The sequence below is a fragment of the Pararobbsia silviterrae genome (assembly GCF_003628125.1).
GTDB lineage: Bacteria > Pseudomonadota > Gammaproteobacteria > Burkholderiales > Burkholderiaceae > Pararobbsia > Pararobbsia silviterrae.
The window spans coordinates 135434-154925 of sequence record NZ_RBZU01000015.1 but is presented as its reverse complement, the minus strand read 5'-3'; the positions used below and the strand labels follow the sequence as shown (position 1 = coordinate 154925).

At 63.7% G+C, this 19492-nt stretch carries 18 protein-coding genes; 9 read left to right on the top strand and 9 right to left on the bottom strand.

From position 1 onward, the window contains the following. The first annotated feature begins 177 nt into the window (after positions 1–177). The 3 genes from D7S86_RS25255 to D7S86_RS25245 all read left to right on the top strand — a co-directional run bounded on the left by D7S86_RS25255 (position 178) and on the right by D7S86_RS25245 (position 3736). A complete protein-coding gene (locus D7S86_RS25255; RefSeq protein ID WP_121090647.1) occupies positions 178–1962 on the top strand; it encodes a methyl-accepting chemotaxis protein in 1785 nt (594 codons plus the stop codon). A gap of 56 nt (positions 1963–2018) precedes the next feature. After that, positions 2019–2654, top strand: coding sequence for a LysE family translocator (locus D7S86_RS25250; RefSeq protein ID WP_121090697.1), 636 nt, complete (start codon positions 2019–2021; stop codon positions 2652–2654). Positions 2655–2779: 125 nt separating this feature from the next. Beyond that, on the top strand, positions 2780–3736 hold the full coding sequence (locus D7S86_RS25245; RefSeq protein WP_121090645.1) for an NAD-dependent epimerase/dehydratase family protein: 957 nt from the start codon (positions 2780–2782) through the stop codon (positions 3734–3736). A 65-nt stretch (positions 3737–3801) separates the two neighbouring features. On the opposite strand, the gene D7S86_RS25240 is transcribed toward D7S86_RS25245, so the two are convergent. After that, on the bottom strand, positions 3802–4419 hold the full coding sequence (locus D7S86_RS25240) for a nucleoside/nucleotide kinase family protein (RefSeq protein WP_121090643.1): 618 nt from the start codon (positions 4417–4419) through the stop codon (positions 3802–3804). Positions 4420–4489: 70 nt separating this feature from the next. On the opposite strand from D7S86_RS25240, the gene D7S86_RS25235 reads away from it, so the two are divergent. Next, positions 4490–6640 (top strand): S46 family peptidase, encoded by a 2151-nt coding sequence (locus D7S86_RS25235; protein ID WP_240648404.1) that lies wholly within the window; start codon positions 4490–4492, stop codon positions 6638–6640. A 190-nt stretch (positions 6641–6830) separates the two neighbouring features. On the opposite strand, the gene D7S86_RS25230 is transcribed toward D7S86_RS25235, so the two are convergent. Both D7S86_RS25230 and D7S86_RS25225 read right to left on the bottom strand, forming a co-directional pair. After that, entirely contained in the window at positions 6831–8984 is a 2154-nt protein-coding gene (locus D7S86_RS25230; RefSeq protein WP_121090641.1) for a phosphocholine-specific phospholipase C, read from the bottom strand. Between the two features lie 68 nt (positions 8985–9052). Then, complete coding sequence (locus D7S86_RS25225) at positions 9053–9469, bottom strand: hypothetical protein (protein ID WP_147432471.1); 417 nt, start codon at positions 9467–9469, stop codon at positions 9053–9055. Positions 9470–9899: 430 nt separating this feature from the next. Here D7S86_RS25225 and D7S86_RS25220 point away from each other — a divergent pair, with 430 nt between their 5' ends. Continuing rightward, positions 9900–10232 carry a hypothetical protein gene (locus tag D7S86_RS25220; protein ID WP_147432470.1) on the top strand — a complete coding sequence of 111 codons (333 nt, stop codon included), beginning with the start codon at positions 9900–9902 and terminating at the stop codon, positions 10230–10232. A gap of 80 nt (positions 10233–10312) precedes the next feature. Here D7S86_RS25220 and D7S86_RS25215 read toward each other — a convergent pair whose 3' ends face one another. The 3 genes from D7S86_RS25215 to D7S86_RS25205 form a co-directional block, all read right to left on the bottom strand. Then, positions 10313–10738: an organic hydroperoxide resistance protein gene (locus D7S86_RS25215; protein ID WP_121090635.1), complete on the bottom strand. Its 426-nt coding sequence runs from the start codon at positions 10736–10738 to the stop codon at positions 10313–10315. 228 nt (positions 10739–10966) lie between these two features. Next, positions 10967–11443 (bottom strand): MarR family winged helix-turn-helix transcriptional regulator, encoded by a 477-nt coding sequence (locus tag D7S86_RS25210; RefSeq protein ID WP_121090633.1) that lies wholly within the window; start codon positions 11441–11443, stop codon positions 10967–10969. A 112-nt stretch (positions 11444–11555) separates the two neighbouring features. After that, on the bottom strand, positions 11556–12197 hold the full coding sequence (locus D7S86_RS25205) for a TIGR00645 family protein (RefSeq protein WP_121090631.1): 642 nt from the start codon (positions 12195–12197) through the stop codon (positions 11556–11558). A 504-nt stretch (positions 12198–12701) separates the two neighbouring features. On the opposite strand from D7S86_RS25205, the gene D7S86_RS25200 reads away from it, so the two are divergent. Then, positions 12702–12905: a hypothetical protein gene (locus D7S86_RS25200; RefSeq protein WP_420813304.1), complete on the top strand. Its 204-nt coding sequence runs from the start codon at positions 12702–12704 to the stop codon at positions 12903–12905. Positions 12906–13135: 230 nt separating this feature from the next. Here D7S86_RS25200 and trpS read toward each other — a convergent pair whose 3' ends face one another. Further along, complete coding sequence (gene trpS, locus D7S86_RS25195) at positions 13136–14167, bottom strand: tryptophan--tRNA ligase (protein WP_121090620.1); 1032 nt, start codon at positions 14165–14167, stop codon at positions 13136–13138. A gap of 324 nt (positions 14168–14491) precedes the next feature. On the opposite strand from trpS, the gene D7S86_RS25190 reads away from it, so the two are divergent. Beyond that, positions 14492–14749 carry a YgdI/YgdR family lipoprotein gene (locus D7S86_RS25190; protein ID WP_240648403.1) on the top strand — a complete coding sequence of 86 codons (258 nt, stop codon included), beginning with the start codon at positions 14492–14494 and terminating at the stop codon, positions 14747–14749. A 32-nt stretch (positions 14750–14781) separates the two neighbouring features. On the opposite strand, the gene D7S86_RS25185 is transcribed toward D7S86_RS25190, so the two are convergent. Next, positions 14782–15498 (bottom strand): YceI family protein, encoded by a 717-nt coding sequence (locus D7S86_RS25185; protein WP_121090618.1) that lies wholly within the window; start codon positions 15496–15498, stop codon positions 14782–14784. A gap of 17 nt (positions 15499–15515) precedes the next feature. After that, complete coding sequence (locus D7S86_RS25180) at positions 15516–16502, bottom strand: tyrosine-type recombinase/integrase (RefSeq protein ID WP_121090616.1); 987 nt, start codon at positions 16500–16502, stop codon at positions 15516–15518. A gap of 362 nt (positions 16503–16864) precedes the next feature. On the opposite strand from D7S86_RS25180, the gene D7S86_RS25175 reads away from it, so the two are divergent. Together D7S86_RS25175 and D7S86_RS25170 are read left to right on the top strand one after the other, a co-directional pair. Next, positions 16865–18157, top strand: a complete 1293-nt coding sequence (locus tag D7S86_RS25175) for an NCS2 family permease (protein WP_121090614.1) — start codon at positions 16865–16867, stop codon at positions 18155–18157. A 116-nt stretch (positions 18158–18273) separates the two neighbouring features. Then, a complete protein-coding gene (locus D7S86_RS25170) occupies positions 18274–19392 on the top strand; it encodes a GGDEF domain-containing protein (protein WP_121090612.1) in 1119 nt (372 codons plus the stop codon). Positions 19393–19492: the final 100 nt, after the last annotated feature.

The following is a 19492-nucleotide window of genomic DNA, read 5'->3' as shown; positions in this document are numbered from 1 at the left end:
TGCAAAACAAATGTGCGGATTTCGCACATAAATATTTTCGAGAGAGACCTTCAGGACCGCGCGGCGCGGTCGTTGTCCCAGGCAAGGAGGCGCGAGGGCTATGGATTCGCGCTTTCCGGCGCTTGGGGAGGTGCCGATGTCATTCCATACGTGTTTCAGAATCCTAAGGACAGTCGCATGAGCGCTCTTTCATCAATCCGAATCAAGATCATTGGCGTACTGAGCTTGTGCGCAATAATTGCGCTTGTGATCGGGCTATTCGGTATTTATGGCCTGTCGCGCATCAATGACAATGTCGCGAACGTTTACTCACAAATCATATTGCCGATCTCCGATATATCGGAGACGCGTGCCGCGACCTCGAAACTCCGGCTCGAATTGCGTCGTCTGCAGCTCAAGCCGAACGCCGAAGTCGTCACGCAACTGACGCCCGAGATTCAAGGCGATCTTGCGGATATCGACAAGTCTTGGCACGCCTACTATCCGGCGTCCGTCCTGTCGGCCGAGGAGCGGCGCGTCGCGGACGCGGACGATGCGGGCCTGACCCAACTCGCGAAGGAAACGCGCGACCAGCTCGCGTTGTTCGCATCGGGCGATTTCGACAAGGCGACGCAAGCCGTCGAGCAGACGGCGGCGACCTCGAACCAATTGATCAGCGGTCTGCGCGACGACGAGATCATCAACGTGAAGGAAGCCAAGGATGTCGTCGACGATAGCGAATCGATCTTCCAGACGCTTCGCTGGGTTGCGATCGGGCTCGTGGCGTTCGGCGCCGCGATACTGGCGGGGGCCGCGATCTATCTGATGCGCGCGATCACGCGTCCGCTCGACGAGGCCGTGACGGTCGCCAACGAGATCGCCGACGGTCATCTCGACAATACGATCGCGATCGCCTCGCGCGACGAGTTCGGCATGCTGCTCGGTGCGCTCCAGAAGATGGACCAGCGTCTGAGCGAAACCGTGCGCGGCATCAAGCGTTCGACCGATTCGGTCTCGCATGCGTCGAAGGAAATCGCGTCGGGCAATCTCGATCTGTCCTCGCGCACGGAAGAGCAGGCCGCTTCGCTCGAAGAGACGGCGTCGAGCATGACGGAACTGACCGAGACGGTACGCCAGAACGCCGAAAACGCGCGTCAGGCGAACTCGATGGCGGACGAAGCGAAGACCAAGGCGGCGACGGGCAACGAGGCGGTCCGCACGATGGTCGAGACGATCGGCAAGATCAGCGACAGCTCGACGAAGATCTCGGAGATCACGGGGCTGATCGAGGGGATCGCGTTCCAGACGAACATCCTCGCGCTCAATGCCGCGGTCGAGGCCGCGCGCGCGGGCGAGCAGGGACGGGGCTTCGCGGTGGTCGCGAGCGAAGTGCGCAGCCTCGCGCAGCGTTCGGCGGCGGCGGCGAAGGAAATCAAGGAATTGATCGGCACCTCGGTTTCGATGATCCAGGACGGTTCGCAGCAAGCCGTCGAGGTCGGTACCACGATGGACGAGGTCAAGCGGTCGATCCAGCGCGTCGCCGACATCGTCGCCGAGATCACGGCCGCCTCGGACGAGCAGAGCCGCGGCATCGAGCAGGTCAATCAGGCGATCAATCAGATGGACGACGTCACGCAGCAGAACGCGGCGCTTGTCGAACAGGCCGCCGCGGCCGCGCAGTCGCTCGATGAGCAGGCCAATAACCTGAAGACGGCGGTCGCCGTGTTCCGCGTCAACGATCACGCGGACGCGACGCGCGCGTCTGCGTCGCGGATGGCCGGTGGCGATGCGCCGCGCCCATCCGCACCGCGTGCGGCCGTCGCGCCGTCCGCACGGTCGCCCAAGGTCGAGCGCCCGCGCGAGCCCGCGCCTGCGCGTGCCGCTCAACGTCCGGCGCCCGCGGTATCGAAGGAGCGCAAGCCCGCACCCGCGCCGGCACCCGCGCTTGCGTCGGACGGCGATGCGAGCTGGGAGACATTCTGACGCGCGATCGATCGGTGTAGGGTAGAGGCCTTGTGAATTCTTTCGGCGAGGCCTCCGTGCATGCATCTACCGCGATCGTCACGATTCTCGTGGCGTTGTTGATCGGCGCCATGAGTCCGGGGCCCAGCTTCCTGATCGTCGTGCGTCACGCGATCGGCCTGTCGCGGCGCGATGGTCTCGCGAGCGCGCTCGGCATGGGCGTCGGCGCGGTGTTGTTCAGCGGTGTCGCGTTGGTCGGCCTCTACTCGCTGCTCGCGGCGGTCGGCTGGCTCTACCTGATGCTCAAGGTGGCCGGCGGCCTTTACCTGATCTATCTCGCCTCGCGGATCTGGCGCGGCGCGAAGACGCCGCTCGATGTCGATGCGTTCGCGCGCAGCGCGGGCAACCCGCGCAAGTCGTTCTGGATCGGCCTGACGACCCAGCTCAGCAATCCGAAAACCGCCGTCTACTACGGCAGCATTTTCGCCGCGCTGTTGCCGCAGCATCCGCCCGAGTGGGCCTATTTCGTGTTGCCGCCCGCGATTTTCGCGATCGAGACCGGCTGGTACACGATCGTCGCGCTCGGCTTTTCGACGCGCAAACCCCGTGAGGTGTATCTGCGCGCGAAACGCTGGATCGACCGCGCCGCGGCCGGCGCGATCGCCGCGTTGGGCGTGCGTCTGATCGCGACCGCGCATCGCGTCGGCCTCTGACGCGTAAAAAAATCCGACGCCAAGCGGATTTCGTCACGCCACATCGCCGTCCGATTTGATATATAAGTCGTCTCGACCGGGCAGACCGGCGATCAACAACGAAATGACGAGACAGCGAGACGAATATGGCGCGCGTAGTGGTGATTGGAGCGACGGGACACGTCGGCACGTACCTGGTGCCGAGACTGGTCGAAGCGGGGCATCAGGTCATCGCGGTGAGCCGCGGACAGGCCCGGCCTTACGCGGACAACCGCGCATGGGCGGCGGTCGAGCATCGCCAGATGGACCGCGACGCGATGGAGCGCGACGGCAGTTTCGGCGCGGCGATCCGCGCGATCGGCGCCGATATCGTGATCGACATGATCTGTTTCACGCTCGATAGCGCGAAGCAGATCGTCGAGGCCTTGTCGGGCCATGTCGCGCATTTCCTCCATACGGGCACGATCTGGACGCATGGGTATCCGACCGTCGTCCCGACGCCCGAAGACGCGCCGAAACGCCCGTTCGGCGAATACGGCACGCAAAAAGCCGCGATCGAGACCTATCTGCTCGAACAGGCGCGCACACGCGCGTTTCCGGCGACGCTGATTCATCCGGGCCATATCGTCGGACCCGGATGGTTGCCGCTGAATCCCGCGGGGCATTTCAATGCGGCCGTCTTCACGACGCTTGCACGCGGCGAAACGCTGGCCTTGCCCAATTTCGGGCTCGAAACCGTGCACCACGTGCATGCCGATGACGTCGCGCAGATGTTTATGGGCGCGATCGCAAACTGGCGCGCGTCGACCGGCGAGGCGTTTCATGCGGTCTCGGCCGGCGCGGTGACGCTGCGCGGCTATGCCGAGTCGATCTCGCGCTGGTTCGGTCATGAGCCCAAGCTGACGTTCGCGCCGTTCGATGCCTGGGCGCGGACCCAGGACCCGAAGGATGCCGAAGCCTCGTGGGAACACATCGCGCGCAGCCCGAATTGCTCGATCGACAAGGCGCGGCGTCTGCTCGGCTATGCGCCGCGCTATACGTCGCTTCAGGCTGTCGAAGAAGCGCTGACGTGGCTGATCGCGGACGGACAGGTCACGCGGTAATCGTCAGACGCTGCCCGTCGCTGCCCGTCGGTTCTCGCCCGTTCCCGTCGGCTGTGCGCGCTGCGTCATGCCCACTCGAACAGGACGTTCGCGCGCGGGCGCGTCGAATCGATAAGCAGCGCGTTCGGTTCGTCCGTGTTCGCGACCCATTCGCGGGCCGCGCGCTCGTCGCGCCCGAACGCGATATGGCGCGCGACGAGCCGGTCGTACCGCAAGGCCGGATCGATATCGACATACCATGCTTCGTCGAGCAGACCCCGGACCTTCGCCCAGTGGCCGCGATCGAGCAGCAGATAGTTGCCTTCCGTGATGACGAGCGGTATGTCGGGAAACACGGGGATCGCGCCGGCGATCGGTTCCTCGATCTCGCGCCGGAACGCGGGCGCGTAGACGGTTTCGTCGGGACGTTGCTCGCGCAGGCGGCGCAGCAGCGCGACGAATCCGGCGCTGTCGAAGGTATCCTCGGCACCCTTGCGCGAAGCGCGGCCAAGCCGCGCGAGTTCGACATTGGCGAGATGAAAGCCATCCATCGGAACGACGACGGCCCGGCCCGGCAGCGCCTCGACGAGCGCCTGGGCCAGCGTCGATTTGCCCGAGCCCGGCGCGCCCGCGATCCCGAGGATCCGGCGGCCGCCGTTTAAGATCAGGTTTTCGACGCGTTCGATATAGGAATCGGCAATCATGGTGGAACCCGGAGGCAGGGACGGTCGGCACAGAGTGTCGCATGCGAGTGTCGTGATTGTCGCACTGACCATGCTCGCTGCCACCTCCGCGTCTGCCGACGAGGGCATGTGGCAGCCGTCGCAGCTCCCCGCCTTGAGTTCGACGCTCAAGGCGCGCGGCCTCGCGCTCGACCCGAACACGTTGACGAACCTCACGTCGTATCCGATGGACGCGATCGTGAGTCTCGGCGGATGCACGGCGTCATTCGTCTCGCCTGACGGGCTCATCGTGACGAATCATCATTGCGCATACGGCGCGCTCCAGTACAACTCGACGCCGCAACAGAATCGAATCGACGACGGCTTTCTCGCGCATACGTTCGACGAAGAACTGCGCGCGGAACCGACGCAACGCGTCTACGTGACCGAGCAGATCAGCGATGTCACGCCGCGTATCAACGAGGCCGTCAAGCCCGGCATGGACGCGTATGCGCGCTATGTCGCGATCGACCAGGCCAGAAAATCGATCGTGCAAGGCTGCGAGCAACCCGGCTATCGCTGCGACGTCTACACGTTCGGCGGCGGATACCGATATCAGCTCGTCAAGCAGCGCGAGATCCAGGACGTACGGCTCGTCTATGCGCCGCCGCGATCGATCGGCAAGTTCGGCGGCGACATCGACAACTGGGTGTGGCCGCGTCATACCGGCGATTTCAGCTTTCTGCGCGCCTATGTCGCGAAGGACGGCAGCGCGGCGCCCTATGCGAAGGACAACGTCCCGTATCGCCCGACGCATTGGCTCACGCTGAATCCGAAGGGCGTCGAAGCCGGCGACTTCGTGATGGTCGCGGGATATCCGGGCCATACCGATCGCTATCGCCTGGCGAGTGAGCTGCAAAACGCGATCGACTGGTACTACCCGACCATGATCGCGCTGCTGACCGACGAGCTCGGCATGATCGAAGCCGCGGGTCAGTCGAACCCCGATGTCGCGGTCAAATACGCGGCGACGGTCGCGTCGTACAAGAACGCGCTCAAGAATTTCCAGGGCAATCTCGACGGACTTGCGCATAGCCGCGCGCTCGAGACCAAACGGACCCAGGAGGCTGCGCTCGACAAGTGGCTTTCGCATCAATCGATGTCCGACGGCGGCAAGGTCAACGGCGCGGCACTCGCGACCGGCGTTCAGCGGCTGCGCAAGCTCGTCGACGACCAGACGCTGCTTCGCGAACGCGATCTCGTCGTGAGTCAGCTTGCGCGCGGCGGCATGTTTCACGCGGCGTATCAGATCGTGCGTCTCGCACAGGAGAAACAGAAGTCGAATCTCGACCGCGAAGACGGTTATCAGCAGCGCGACGAAGTCCGGATCCTCAACGCTCAACAACGGCTCGAACGCCAGATGGATCCCGCACTCGATCGACAGCTTGTCGTCTATGTTCTCGAACGCTATCTGAAGCTGCCGGCCGATCAGCGTTTGCCCGCGCTCGATACGTGGCTCGCCGGTGCGAACGACGCGGCGGCGCTTGAACGGCGCGTCGCCGCGCTCTATGCGGGATCGAAGCTCGCCGACACCGCGACGCGCGTCAAGTGGCTCGACGCGACCGACGAGCAGGTCCGCGCGAGCGACGACGCGTGGCTCAAGCTCATGGTCGCGCTGATGCCCGATCTCCTCGCGCTTGAGCGCCACGACAAAACGGTGGCCGGTGAATTCGCATCGCTGCGTCCGCGCTATATGGCCGCGGTGACGGCATTCGCGTCGGCACAGGGCAAGCCTGTCTATTTCGATGCGAACGGTTCGCTGCGTGTGACCTTCGGCACGGTGCAGGGTTACGCACGGCATGACGACGATGTCGGCGAAGCACCGTTCACGACGGCCGAAGGCATCGTACGGAAAAACACGGGCACGGCGCCGTTCGATGCGCCGCCCGCAGAACTCAAGGCGATCGAGGACAAGGCGTATGACGGCTATGCATCGCCGACGCTCGGCACGTTGCCCGTTAACTTTCTCGCGGACCTCGACATCACGGGCGGCAACTCGGGTTCGCCCGTGCTCGACAAGGACGGGCACCTCGTCGGCCTCGCGTTCGACGGCGTCTGGGAAGGTGTGAGTTCAGGATGGGTGTTCGATCCCGAGCGCACGCGTTCGATTCAGGTCGATGTCCGCTACATGCTCTGGGTCATGCATCGGCTTGACCATGCGGACACGCTGCTCAAGGAAATGAGCGTGCCGGCCGAGCCCTGACCGTCGATGCGCGCACCACGTATCGCGCGCGTTCAGCTCGGTCGTGGATAAAAAAGGCGGGGCCCTCCTTGACGGAGGGCCCCGCCCGTACCGGCGTCGCCGCGCAAGCTGCCGTCCATCGCGATGCTTGGACGGCCTCTACACAGCATTCACTCGCGTGAGAATCGGTGTCTCGCGACGCGTCTCAACGTCAGACGCGCAGCGTTTCGGCTGCCGTCTCGACGCTTGCGACTTCGGTCGTGACAGGCTGCGTCGCGGCAGGATCCGAATAGCTCGCGCGGCCGTTCTCGACGTGACCCGCGACCCGGCGCACGAAGCCATTGCCGTCGCTGACCGTGAGGTCGTACCAGTGATAGCTCGACTGCAATTGCCACGGCGCTTCGACGAAACCTTCCGACGGCAGCACGAAATGGCGCGCGGCTGCACCGTATGCGTTGTCGGTGACCGTGAGCTTGACCGATGCGCGGCCCGCATTCGTGATCGTCAGGTACAGGTTGCCGTTCGCGACGTCGTAGCCGACCTTGACTTCGGGCTGTGCCGTCTTCTGGCTCGTGCCGTTTGCCGGTACCGTCCCTTCGAACTGACGCACGAAGCCGTTCGGGCCATGGACCGTGAATGCGTAGACGCCGCTCGTGCTCGACACGTCGAATTCAGCCTTGAGCTTCTTGCCGGCGCCGACCGTGTAGCTCCACGGACCGTCGGTACGATTGGTCGAGTAGATATAGAAGTGAGCGCCCCATTCGCCGGTATTGGCGAGCTGGATCGCGAACTTCTGGCTTTCCTCGACTTGACCGTTTGCATGCAGTTCATAAGGCAGCGGACGCGCGGGCCGAATGCCGGGTTCCTGCGCTTCGATCGTCGTCGTGCTCGGCGTGGCGGGCACGGTCGGCGCGGGCAGCAGGCACGATGCGTCGGACTCCGTCAGATAGTTGCTCGTGTCGGGCAGCGTCGGGAAGCTCGCGTCGGGCGAGCGGAAGTCAAACGCCGAGGTCAGATCGCCGCTCACCGTGCGACGCCAGTTCGAGATATTCGGCTCGCCGACGCCGAAACGCGCTTCGATGAAGCGGATCACCGACGTGTGATCGAACACCTGCGAATTGACGAAGCCGCCCTTGCTCCACGGCGAGACGACGGTCATCGGCACACGCGGTCCGAGGCCGTACGGCAGACCGTCGTCCGTGTAGGAGCCGCCGCGCAGCGGATTGACGACCGTGTGGATTTCGTCGCTGAACCCGACCGTCGATGCGCCTTGCGTCGACGACAGCGGCGGTTGGGGCGGCACGAGGTGATCGAAGAAGCCGTCGTTCTCGTCATACATGATGAAGAGCACGGTCTTGCTCCAGACCTCGGGGTTCGACGTCAGCGCATCGAGGATTTGCGACGTGTATTCGGCGCCGTAGGCCGGCGTGTACTTCGGATGCTCCGAATAAACGGCCGGCGGCAGCAGCCACGAGACCTGCGGCAGTTGATTCGCCTGCACGTCGGCCTTGAGTTGCGCGATCGTGCGGACCGAATTGCCGCGCAGCGTCAGCGGCGACGTTGCCGGTGCATTGATGAACTGCACGAAGTTCGGTAACGCATTCGTGCCGTAGTTGCCGTTGACCGGATCGTTGCCGTTGACGCCTTGCTGATAGACCTGCCACGAAATGCCCGCGGCCTGCAGGCGCTCGGGATACGTCGTCCACGAGAGCAGGGCCCAGGTCGGCGGCACGTCGCCGTCGACCGCATCGTTGTTGTCGAGCAGCGGGCCGCCGTACTTGCCCGTCGGATCGACCCAGCCCGTCATCAGATACATGCGGTTCGGGTGCGTCGGGCCGGGCAGCGAGCAGAAGTAGTGATCGCAGACGGTGAACGCATCGGCGAGCGCGTAGTGGAACGGAATGTCTTCGCGGACGTAATAGCCCATCGTCATGTCCGTCTTGTTCGCGGGCCACTGATCGTACTTGCCGCCGTTGATCGCATAGTGGGTCGGATACCAGCTATGGTCGAGATCGCCCACGCACATCGCGCTTGTCGTTTGCGTGTTGAGGCGGAACGGCAGGACCGGCGTCGCGGTGTTCTCCTTCGACGGCTGGAACCAGACCGGGTTGCCGTTGGGCAGCGTGATGGGGAAGCGGTCGTTGTAACCGCGCACGCCGCGCAGGTGCCCGTAGTAGTGGTCGAACGAGCGGTTCTCCTGCATGAAGACGACGATGTGCTCGACGTCTCGGATCGTGCCGGTCTGGTTGTTCGCGGGGATCGCGAGCGCGCGGCGAATGGATTCGGGCATCATCGCGAGCGCGGCGGCAGCGCCGGCGGACGACGCACTCGTCTTGAGGAAACGGCGACGGTCGAAAGAAGACATGAGTAACCCTCTCGTTAGAGATCGGTGGAGTGTGGGGGACTTGCAAGGGCTGCGAGACAGCCCGGCGTTCAAGGCGTGTCGGACGTATCCGGCGCGTAATGGACGACGGGTTGGACCTGCACTTCGGGGTTGTCCGCGGACTGCGCGGCGAACACCGTGAAGTTCGCGCGATGCGCGACGAGCGGCGAGGGATCGACGCTCGCGACGACACCCGGTGACATCGTCGTCGGGGAGGACGGCGGATCGATCGGCGCGTTCGTCGCCAACGCGGAACGCGGATCGGTATCGTGCGATGCGGACAGCGCCGGCGCGGGATCGTTGATCGATGCGCGCGCCATGCTATTCGTGCTTGCGTTGGGAGCGGGCTGCGAGGGCGCCGCGGCACTCGGCGCGATCTGCGATGTCGCGACCGACGCGCCATCGCCACAGCCCGCCAGCGCGCCGGATACGAGGATCGCGGCGCACAGCGGAAAAGACATTCTCATTGTTGTCCCCTGCTGCTTTGTGTGCGGACATCATGGAGAGCAGGCGAGGCAATTGTGTGAAACCGGCTATACGAATCGATGGTGTCGCACGACGTCGATGGCGGGCTCGCGTTTGAAACTGTCTTCGGCGCACTTACACACAAATGATTCGTGTGCATCGCAATTGGGTATCGCTTTTTTCCGCCAATTTCAGGTAGAAACTACGCGCGTCGAGAACGCGGTTGGCATGGATGACGGCACATCGTGCCGAGCATGTCGAAACTGTGTAGGGATGCCGACTGATCGCTTTCGTGGCGTCGGCGACACGCGTTTGACGAACACGCGAGACCGTGTGTCCAACGTGTGGAATTCGGGCATTTGCGCAGGTCGAATACAATCGCGGAATCCGCTTCCGATCTCTACGGGGAATTTGATCGCCATGCCGTTCCGTATGCGTGCTGTTCTTGCCGTTTCCGTTCTTGCCAGCCTGGCCGCGTGCACGTTGCCGCAGATTCCGGTGTCCGATTTCGAATCGCCCGAGCTCAAGGCCGACCGCGCGTCGCTGCAGGGCAAGGGCTTCTCGAACGAGTATATCGACGGGCACGTCGACGGGTGCGCGTCAGGCAACAAGTCGGCGGGTAACCCCGATTACTCGTTCGCGAAGGATGCGCCGCAGCGGCCCGATGCCGATTATCTGCAGGGATGGAACGACGGCTTTGCGCTTTGCAAGGGCCGCTTCGAAGACTATGCGACGCACGCGACGCCGCCCGCCGAAAAGAACTAGGGCGATCGAAGCATCCGATCGCCCTTGATGTCGCACGCGATGCGTGACGCTATCGCGTCGCGCATCGGAGGCATTGCCGCTTAAAGAACGACGAGGTTGACGTCGATATTGCCGCGCGTCGCGTTCGAATACGGGCACACGATGTGTGCCTTCTTCACGACGTCTTCGGCCGTCGCGCGGTCGAGGCCCGGCAACGAGACCTTGAGTTCGACCTGGATGCCGAAGCCGTTCGGGATTTGACCGATGCCGACGCTCGCGTCGATCGATGCGTCGGCCGGAATCGCGATCTTGTCGCGCGCGCCGACGAACTTGATTGCACCGATGAAGCACGCCGAGTAGCCGGCCGCGAACAGTTGTTCGGGGTTCGTGCCTACGCCGCCCGCGCCGCCGAGTTCCTTCGGGGTCGTGAGCTTGACGTCGAGGACGCCGTCCGACGAAACCGATTTGCCGTCACGGCCGCCGGTCGACTTTGCATGTGCGGTGTAGAGAACTTTTTCGAGTGCCATTTTCAAACTCCATAAGGTCGGATAAAGGGACTGCTTCACACGGAGGACACGGGTCCGCCCGATCCTTTCGAACGGGTTCGACCGCCTGTCCCATCCTGCTGTCGTAGGCGATTAAATCGCGTGCGACATATTTGCTGCACGACACTCGGGTGATGTTCCATCCGAATGTCACCGGGTTATCGGGTTCGCCAGGTTTGCGACGCCCGATCGACCCGTCGATTTGCCTGACTAACTGCCTTGCTCCGCATCGATGAGTTTGCTGCGCAGCTTGCCGAGGCTGTCGCGGATTTCGACGAGTTCCGCGGGCGCGCAGCCCGTTGCGCAGAGGATCGACAGCGGAATGCTTTCGGCCTGCTTGCGCAATTTCTTGCCCGCGCTCGTCAACGTCACGATCACCTGACGTTCGTCCTTGATGGCACGCGCACGTGTGATCAGGCCGAGCGCTTCGATGCGCTTGAGCAGCGGGGTCAGCGTCGCGGAATCGAGAAACAGGCGCTCGCCGATTTCCGATACCGTGATCTCATCTCTTTCCCACAAAACCATCATAACCAGATACTGCGGGTACGTCAGTCCGAGCTCGGCCAACACCTTGCGATAGATCTTCGTCATCGCGAGCGACGTCGAGTACAGCGCGAAGCAGATCTGCTGGTCGAGCAGCAGAGCCGTCTTCGGATCGATCGAGAGGGGTGTGGCTGGCTGTTTCATGGAAAGGATATTAGGTCGTGTGCGATGTAATAGCAAGCGATTTTTATCGAGCGCGCTACGGATCAGTGCGCGCGGCATCAGGGCGTGCGGAGGACGCGAATGCCGAAGCGGGCTACGACTGCATGCGCGTGTCGCCGAGCGGCTCGATCTTCGACACACGTCGATGCGCGACCGCCTCGTGCTCGGACCCGTGATGGAGGTCGTGCGCAAGCGCATCGTGATGCTTGACGTTCGCGTGCGTCGTAATCCGATCGACCCACGCCATCGCGATGGCCGAGACCAGGAATGCAACGTGAATCATGACCTGCCACATGACCGCCGTACTGCTACGATTGTCGACATCGATGAAAGTCTTGAGCAGATGGATGGACGAGATGCTGATCAGCGCCATCGACAACTTGACCTTGAGCACGCCTGCATTCACGTGATCGAGCCATTCGGGCTCATCGGGATGGCCCTCGATGCCGAGTCGCGACACGAACGTTTCGTATCCGCCGATAATGACCATGATCAGCAGATTCGAAATCATCACGACGTCGATCAGTCCAAGTACCGACAGCATGATTGTCGTTTCATTGAGCGTACCGATCGTCACAGTCAGGTGCCAGACTTCCTTGAGAAATAAAAAGACATAGAGCGCTTGCGCGACAATGAGGCCCAGATAAAGCGGGACCTGAAGCCAGCGCGACATGAACACGATCGTGGGCAGCGTGCGCTTGCGGCGCGGAGACGGGGTCGGAGCGATAACAGTCATGTGCGATATCGAAGAGTGCGGTGTTGAGGGTGTTTTTTCGGCGCGTGCATCGTGATATTCGTCGGCTGTCGCATATGAAATGACGCGGGATGTGCGCTATCGGATCCGATGTCGAAGTATTGTAAACATCATGAAAGGATGACCCCTTACCGGGCCCGCGAGTTCCGCTATTTTTAAATAATGACGCGGCACAATGAGCGCTGAATGAGGTCGCACGCGATGTGGGTGCGATCGGCGCGGCGCACGGCCACGCCATTCGATCGCGAGGCGTGACGCGCCTGCGCATGTTTCGGAGATGACGCACGAGAACGGCGCGAGACCCGCGAACCGTCGGTGTCAGGCTGTTTAGAACTTTGTCGAATCAGAACGACTCGATACAATGAAACGCCATCCGTTGGCGCATGGCGTGAATGAAGGAGCATCATGGACGAACTCGTGCGCGAGCGCATTATCAAGTACATCCGGCGACGAATGGATGAGTACGGAATTACGGCTGAGCATTTGATGCCCGCCGAAGAAGAAACGGTCGCGGAGCCCGAGCCCGCATTGCCGAAGGCCGGTATGCCGGCCATGCCGAAGCCGACGCCGGGCGTCGTTCAATACGCGGATGCGTCGGGCAATTCGTGGGATGGTTCAGGGCCGATGCCCGAATGGTTGTTGCGGGCCGTGCGCGCAGGACAGACGCCTGATTTCTTCAAGCGTTCGTAATTATCCGGTTAGGCCTTACGACGCCTTGTCGCGCGTCGATGCATGTCGATTTCCGAATTCGATGACGGTTCAGCGGATTCGGGTAGACCGATCTTCCCTGTCGATTCCATTTTGCAAGGCCATGGCCGGCGATCGCGCTTGAACGCGAGGATGTCGCGCGCGCATGGCCGGCGCGAATGCCGCGCGCTTCACGAACGACGGCCGTTCGCGAAGCGCGTGGTTCGATGCGTTCAGCTCCGGTCGAACGAGAACGTGCCGAGCGCGCCGCGTACTTCGTCGAGCGTCGCTTGCGTGATGTCCTGCGACTTGCGCGTGCCCTCGCGCAGGATGCCGAAGACATAGCCGGGATCGGCCGCGAGTTGTGTGCGGCGTTCGCGGATCGGGGCCAGCAGGTTTTGCAGTACTTCCTCGAGTCGACGCTTGACGACCATGTCGCCGAGGCCGCCGCGCCGGTAATGGTCCTTGAGCGCTTCGACTTCTTCCTTGCGCGGATCGAACACGTCGAGGTACGTGAATACAACATTGCCTTCGACCGTGCCCGGATCGGACGCGCGCAGATGGTTCGGATCCGTGTACATCTGCTTGACGGCATGCGTGATTTCGTCGGCCGTCGACGACAGCGGGATCGAATTGCCGAGCGACTTGCTCATCTTCGCCTTGCCGTCGATCCCGGGCAGACGACCCATTTCGGGAATCAGCGCCTGCGCTTCGGGCAGCAATTCGGCGTCGACCTGGCGATTGATGCGGCGGACGATCTCGTTCGTCTGTTCGATGAGCGGGGCCTGATCCTCGCCGACCGGCACGACTTGCGCCTTGAAGCCGGTAATGTCGGCCGCTTGCGCGACGGGGTAGCAGAGAAACCCCGCGGGAATATCGCGACCGAAGCCGCGCGCGTGGATTTCTTCCTTGATCGTCGGATTGCGTTCGAGGCGCGCGACGGTCACGAAATTCAGGTAGAGCAGCGTCAGTTCCGCGAGCGCGGGCAGATGCGATTGCACGGCGATCGTCGTGAGCGCCGGGTCGATGCCGACGGCCAGATAGTCGAGCGCGACTTCGAGCACGTTGCGGCGGACCTTGTCGGGATCGTGCGCGTTGTCGGTCATGGCTTGCGTGTCGGCAAGCAGGACGTGCTGGCGATGCGTGTGCTGGAGTTCGACCCGGCTGCGCAGCGAACCGACGAAGTGACCGAGGTGAAGCGGCCCTGTCGGACGATCGCCCGTCAGGATCACGGGCTGCTGTGCCGTTTGCGGGGCTTGGGACATGCGCGATTTTCCTTTGAAAACCGCTGCATCCGGCAGACCGGACGCTCGATGCGCACCCTGTCAGCCGATGTGCAGCGGACAGAGTCGTGTTGGGGATGTGACGACGCGCCGCTCGCTCAGGAGCGCCACCAATAACGGCTAAGGGTGTCGGGCGTGTGGTCCATCCCGCGAGGATGCCATGAATGCGTGCGCGCGTGCAAGGCGCGTGCCGGGACGAGGCAAGCGCTCCGGGGCCTCGACCCCACGGTGTAACGGATTGCAATTCTGATCGGCGCGCACTCACGCTACCATGCGTGCCAACACACCTCGGGACGCACACATAACATGAAGGTCAGCCTGTGGCTCGCATCGATGGCCGCGCTCGCTACGCTTGCGGCGTGCAGTTCATCCTATCCGCTGTTCACGTCGGACGGCCGTCCGACGACGATGGTCGATTGCTCGGGCGCCGACTGGAGCCTGTGCCAGCAGCGCGCTCAGGCGCTGTGTCCCGCTTCGCAATACGACGTGATCGATCGGCGTGACGGCAGCGACGGCCGCGGCCTGCTCGTGGCCTGCAAGGGGCCGAAAGCGTCCGTGCAATAAGCGGGACGCGCGATGGGCTTGAAAGCCGCCCGTCAATTCGCAGTCGCGTCGCTTGCGTCACGCGCGGCGCCCGGCGCCGGCTGCTCGAATTCGGCCTGGATCCGGACATGAATATCGTTGCCGACGGCCGGATACCATGCGGTGAGGCCGAACGCGGACCGGTCGAACGCGCCCGTCGCCGCGAAGCCGACCGTTGGCGCGCGCGTCAACGGATTCGGCGCCGAGCCATTGAACACGACATCGAGTTCGACAGGCGCGGTTTTGCCGCGGATCGTCAGATTGCCGGTCAGTTTGCCCGTCCCGGGGCCCGTCGGTATGAAACGCGTCGACTCGAACGTGATCGACGGCGCGCGCGCGGCGTCGAGCAGGCTGTCTCCCATGACGATCTTGTCGAGCGCCTTGACGTTCGTGTCGAGGCTCGTCGCGTCGATCGCGACCTTGACCGAGTTGTTGCCGGGCGCATTCGGATCGAGCTGCAGCGTCGCTTTCGCGCGGTCGAAGCGCATGACGAAGCGCGAATACTTGAGATGCTCGACATCGAAGACGATGCTCCAGTGGTCGGCATCCATCTGGTAAGTGCCCGCGGGCGCTTGCGCCAATGTGGTATCGACCGTGTGCGTGACCACGCGCACGGCCGTGCATGCGGCGAGACTCGCGAGCGCCGCCGACACGACGCACGCGCGGCCGAACTTCGCGTATGCGCGTGCGCGTTGCGTGACACGCGGCGTTGGGTGTCGGGGTTGCGTCATACGCGTCCTCGTGTCGATCATGCGTCCGTCTCGTTGCGCCGCCAGGCTTGCCATTGCATCTGTAAACGCACGGCGGACTCGAGCTGTTCCATGCCGAGCCACTGCGCGACCTGCTCGGGCGGCGTGCCGCTTTCGAACAGGCTCGCCGCGAATGCATTGCGCATCGTCTGCGGGCTTGCGCGCTGCGTCCTCGACGCCGTGATGCCTGCGGCTTCGACTTCGGCATCGATCGCGCGCAACACGGTGGCCTTGTGCATCGGCCGGCCGTCGATGCCGGACGGAAACGCGAGCGCGCCGCGCGTGCGCATCTCCGCGCGTACGGCGAGCCACGCCTCGAATGCGGCGCGTGCGAACGGCGCCGGACAGATCCGTCGCGTCAGGCGCGGATCGGCGTTGCCGATTTCGAGCCAGCCGTCGGCCCGCGCGAGGCTGTGCTCGGGCAGCGCCTGCGCCTCGCCGGTCTTGAGCCCGGCGCCGAGAAACACGCCGACGAGCGCGCGATCGCGCAAGGCGCGCCAGCGCGCGCCCGGGCTCCGGGGCAAGGGCGCGTGCATGCGCGCCGCAAGCGCCGCGCGTTCGTCGGCATTCAGGAAGCCCGTCGGTTCGTTCTCGCTGGCCAATTGCCAATGCGTATCGGGCGCGGGTTTGAGCGCCGCTCCGCGCGCGGGGTTCGGGAGTTCGGCGACATGTTTAGCAAGATGGTCGTAAACACGTTCAATGAGCCTCAAATACCGCGTGCGTTGCTGCTTGCGCGTCGCAAGGCTGTCAAGGAACTCGCCGACGAGCCCGGCATCGATGTTCGCCATCGAACGGCCGCGCAATTCGAGCCAATCGATGAAATGGTTCCACTGCGCCTGATAGACTTCGGCCGACGAACGCCGGAACGCCTGTTTGACGAGCCATGCGTCAAAGGCGCGGCGGGGGTCGCGCGTCCAGTCGTCGTGGCGCTGATCGAACAGATCGGTCGGTGACGGCGCGGATCGCGTGGGGGAGTGTGATGTCATGGCTGTACGGAATGCTTGGCGCGTGTCGCGCCCGGCGCCAGCGGCCGGATTTCAGCGGTAACGCGCGACGGTTGTCGCGCGCGGGTTCGCGTGGCGGCCGGTATGCGTGTCCTCGGACACCGTATCGCGCCCGGCGCGCCTTGAGCGTGTTACGCACGTGCCAGGCGAGTGCCAGGCACGCGCCACGTTCGCCCGAAGATCGCATGGCATGACGCAGCGCACATTTTAGTGCAGCGTGGCCGGTGCGTTCCACGTGTGGCCGTCCGACATGGCCCGCGCTCCACCGATTTTTTTCATAACAACAAGCAAGGCGCGTCCTTCGGGCCGCTTTTGCACCGCTGATTGCGCAAGGAGTGACCTCGATGCTCAACTCGCTGTTTCGTCTCGACGAAAACGGCAGCAATGTCCGCACGGAAATCATTGCCGGCCTGACGACGTTTTTGACGATGTCGTACATCATTTTCGTGAACCCCGCGATTCTGTCGACCACCGGCATGGATCACGGGGCCGTCTTTGTCGCGACCTGCCTCGCCGCGGCGATCGGATCGTTCGTGATGGCCTTTGTCGCGAACTATCCGATCGGCATGGCGCCCGGCATGGGCCTGAACGCCTTCTTCGCGTTTACCGTCGTCGGCGCGATGGGCTACACGTGGCAACAGGCGCTCGGCGCGGTATTTATTTCGGGCTGCATTTTCATCGTGCTGACCGTCACGGGCATCCGGAGCTGGCTTATCGCGGGCGTGCCCAAATCGCTGCGCTGCGCGATCGGCGCGGGGATCGGTCTGTTCCTCGCGATCATCGCACTGAGCAATGCGGAGGTCGTCGTCGCGAGTCAGGCCACGAAGGTCACGCTCGGCAATCTCCATTCGCCGCACGCATTGCTCGCGGTGTTCGGCTTTCTGCTGATTGCCGTGCTCGATGCGCTGCGTGTGCGCGGCGCAATCCTGATCGGCATTCTGGCCGTGACGGTCGTTTCGATCGCGCTCGGCCTGAGCCCGTTCCACGGCATCGTCGCGGCGCCGCCGTCGATTGCGCCGACGCTCTTCAAGCTCGATATCGCGGGTGCGCTGCACGGCGGCTTCGCGCATGTGATCCTCGTGTTCGTGCTCGTCGAGGTGTTTGACGCGACCGGTACGCTGATGGGTGTCGCACGCCGCGCGGGCTTGCTCGAAGGCGATCGTTACAAGGGCCTCGGCCGCGCGCTATTCGCCGATTCGATCGCGATTTTCTGCGGCTCGCTGCTCGGTACGAGCAGCACGACCGCCTACGTCGAAAGCGCGTCGGGCGTGCAGGCAGGCGGCCGTACGGGTCTGACCGCGTTGACGGTCGGCGTGCTGTTTCTCCTTGCGCTGCTCGTGAGTCCGTTCGCGGGGGCCGTGCCCGCGTATGCCGTGGCACCCGCTTTGCTATACGTGGCAGGTCTGATGTTGCGCGAATTGCTCGACGTCGACTGGAGCGACGTGACCGAAGCGACGCCGGCCGCGCTGACCGCGCTGGCGATGCCGTTCACGTACTCGATTGCAACGGGTCTGGCGTTTGGCTTTATTTCTTACGCCGTGCTCAAGCTGTTCACGGGACGCGCGAAGGAAGTGCATCCCGCGGCGTGGGTCGTCGCGGTGCTTTTCGTCACGCGGTATATATTTTTTCCGAGCTAAGTCCGTTGTCGGCCGGTTTTTTCCGGTCGTAGCGGGATGCGGTGTCCCAGACAGAGCGGGGCCCGAATTCCCCCTACAATGGCGGCTCGTACAAGCAGACTACGGGGTTAGTTCTGATGAGCACGACCGTCAACGACGACCGGGCGCGCGCGCAAGCGCCCGCATCGCATGCAGCCGCGAGCATCAACTCGGCTGACCGGTCGTTCGCGGACTACCAGACACGCCACCTTCTCCCCATCGTGCGCGGCATCACGCGCGCCGGATGCGTGGCCTACGCCGCGGCGATCCTGATCGGGCTCGCCGCGGACGTGATCGAGATTTCACTGCTTTGGCGCGTGATCGTCGTCGCGCTGGCGATCGGCGCAAGCGCGGCCGCGCTCGAACGCGAGCGCGCCCAGCAGGGCTGGGTCGCGTATGCGTTCATGTTTCTGTGCGTCTACGAGATCGGCATCGGCGTGTTTGCGTCGGCCAATACGCTCGGCGTCGCGTGGGTGATCCCCGCGTTCGCGATGATGCCCGTCGTCACGAGTACGGCCTGGATGTCGTATCGGCATTTCGCGGCGGCGACCGTCATCACCGTCACCGCGCCGTTCGTGACGTTCGCGTTGCTGCATGCGTCGAAGATCGACCTCTACGAGCTGCTGACCTACGTGTTCACCGCGACGATCACGTCCGCGGTCATTCACGTCTATTTTTCGCGCCTGCAGCATGCGCACTACCAGCTCGAACGCAAGCTGCTCGAACAGGCCCACACCGACGATCTGACCGGTATTTTTGTCCGGCAACGGTTCCACGAGCTCGCCGATCTTGCCGTGCGCCGCGCGCAGCATCGCGGCGAAGCCGTCTCGGCCTTGTTTATCGACGTCGACCGATTCAAGAGCATCAACGATGCGTTCGGACACTTGGTCGGCGATGCGGCGCTCGTGCTCGTCGCGACCGCGTTGCAGGATCGGCTGCGTCCGATCGATGTGTTCGGGCGGCTCGGCGGCGATGAATTCGCGGTCGTGCTGCCGAATTGCCGCGCGCACACGGCCATGCAGGTCGCGCAGCGCCTGCGCGCCGCCGTCGCGGGCCTCGATTCGCCGGCCGGGCAATTGACGATCAGCGTCGGCGTTGCCGAAATGCGCGACTCGGCATTCGGTCTGATCGGCCTGCTCGACGATGCCGACGTCGCATTGCTCGCCGCGAAAGCGGCCGGACGCAACCGCGTCGAGTTTTTTCAAGCACCGGAATAAATGCGTGAGCGGCATGCGCGTTGCGCATGACCGATCGTGTGCGGGATCGCGGCTCGGTGCCGGGCGTTTTCGACGTTTTGGCGTGGTGTCTGCGCTTTGG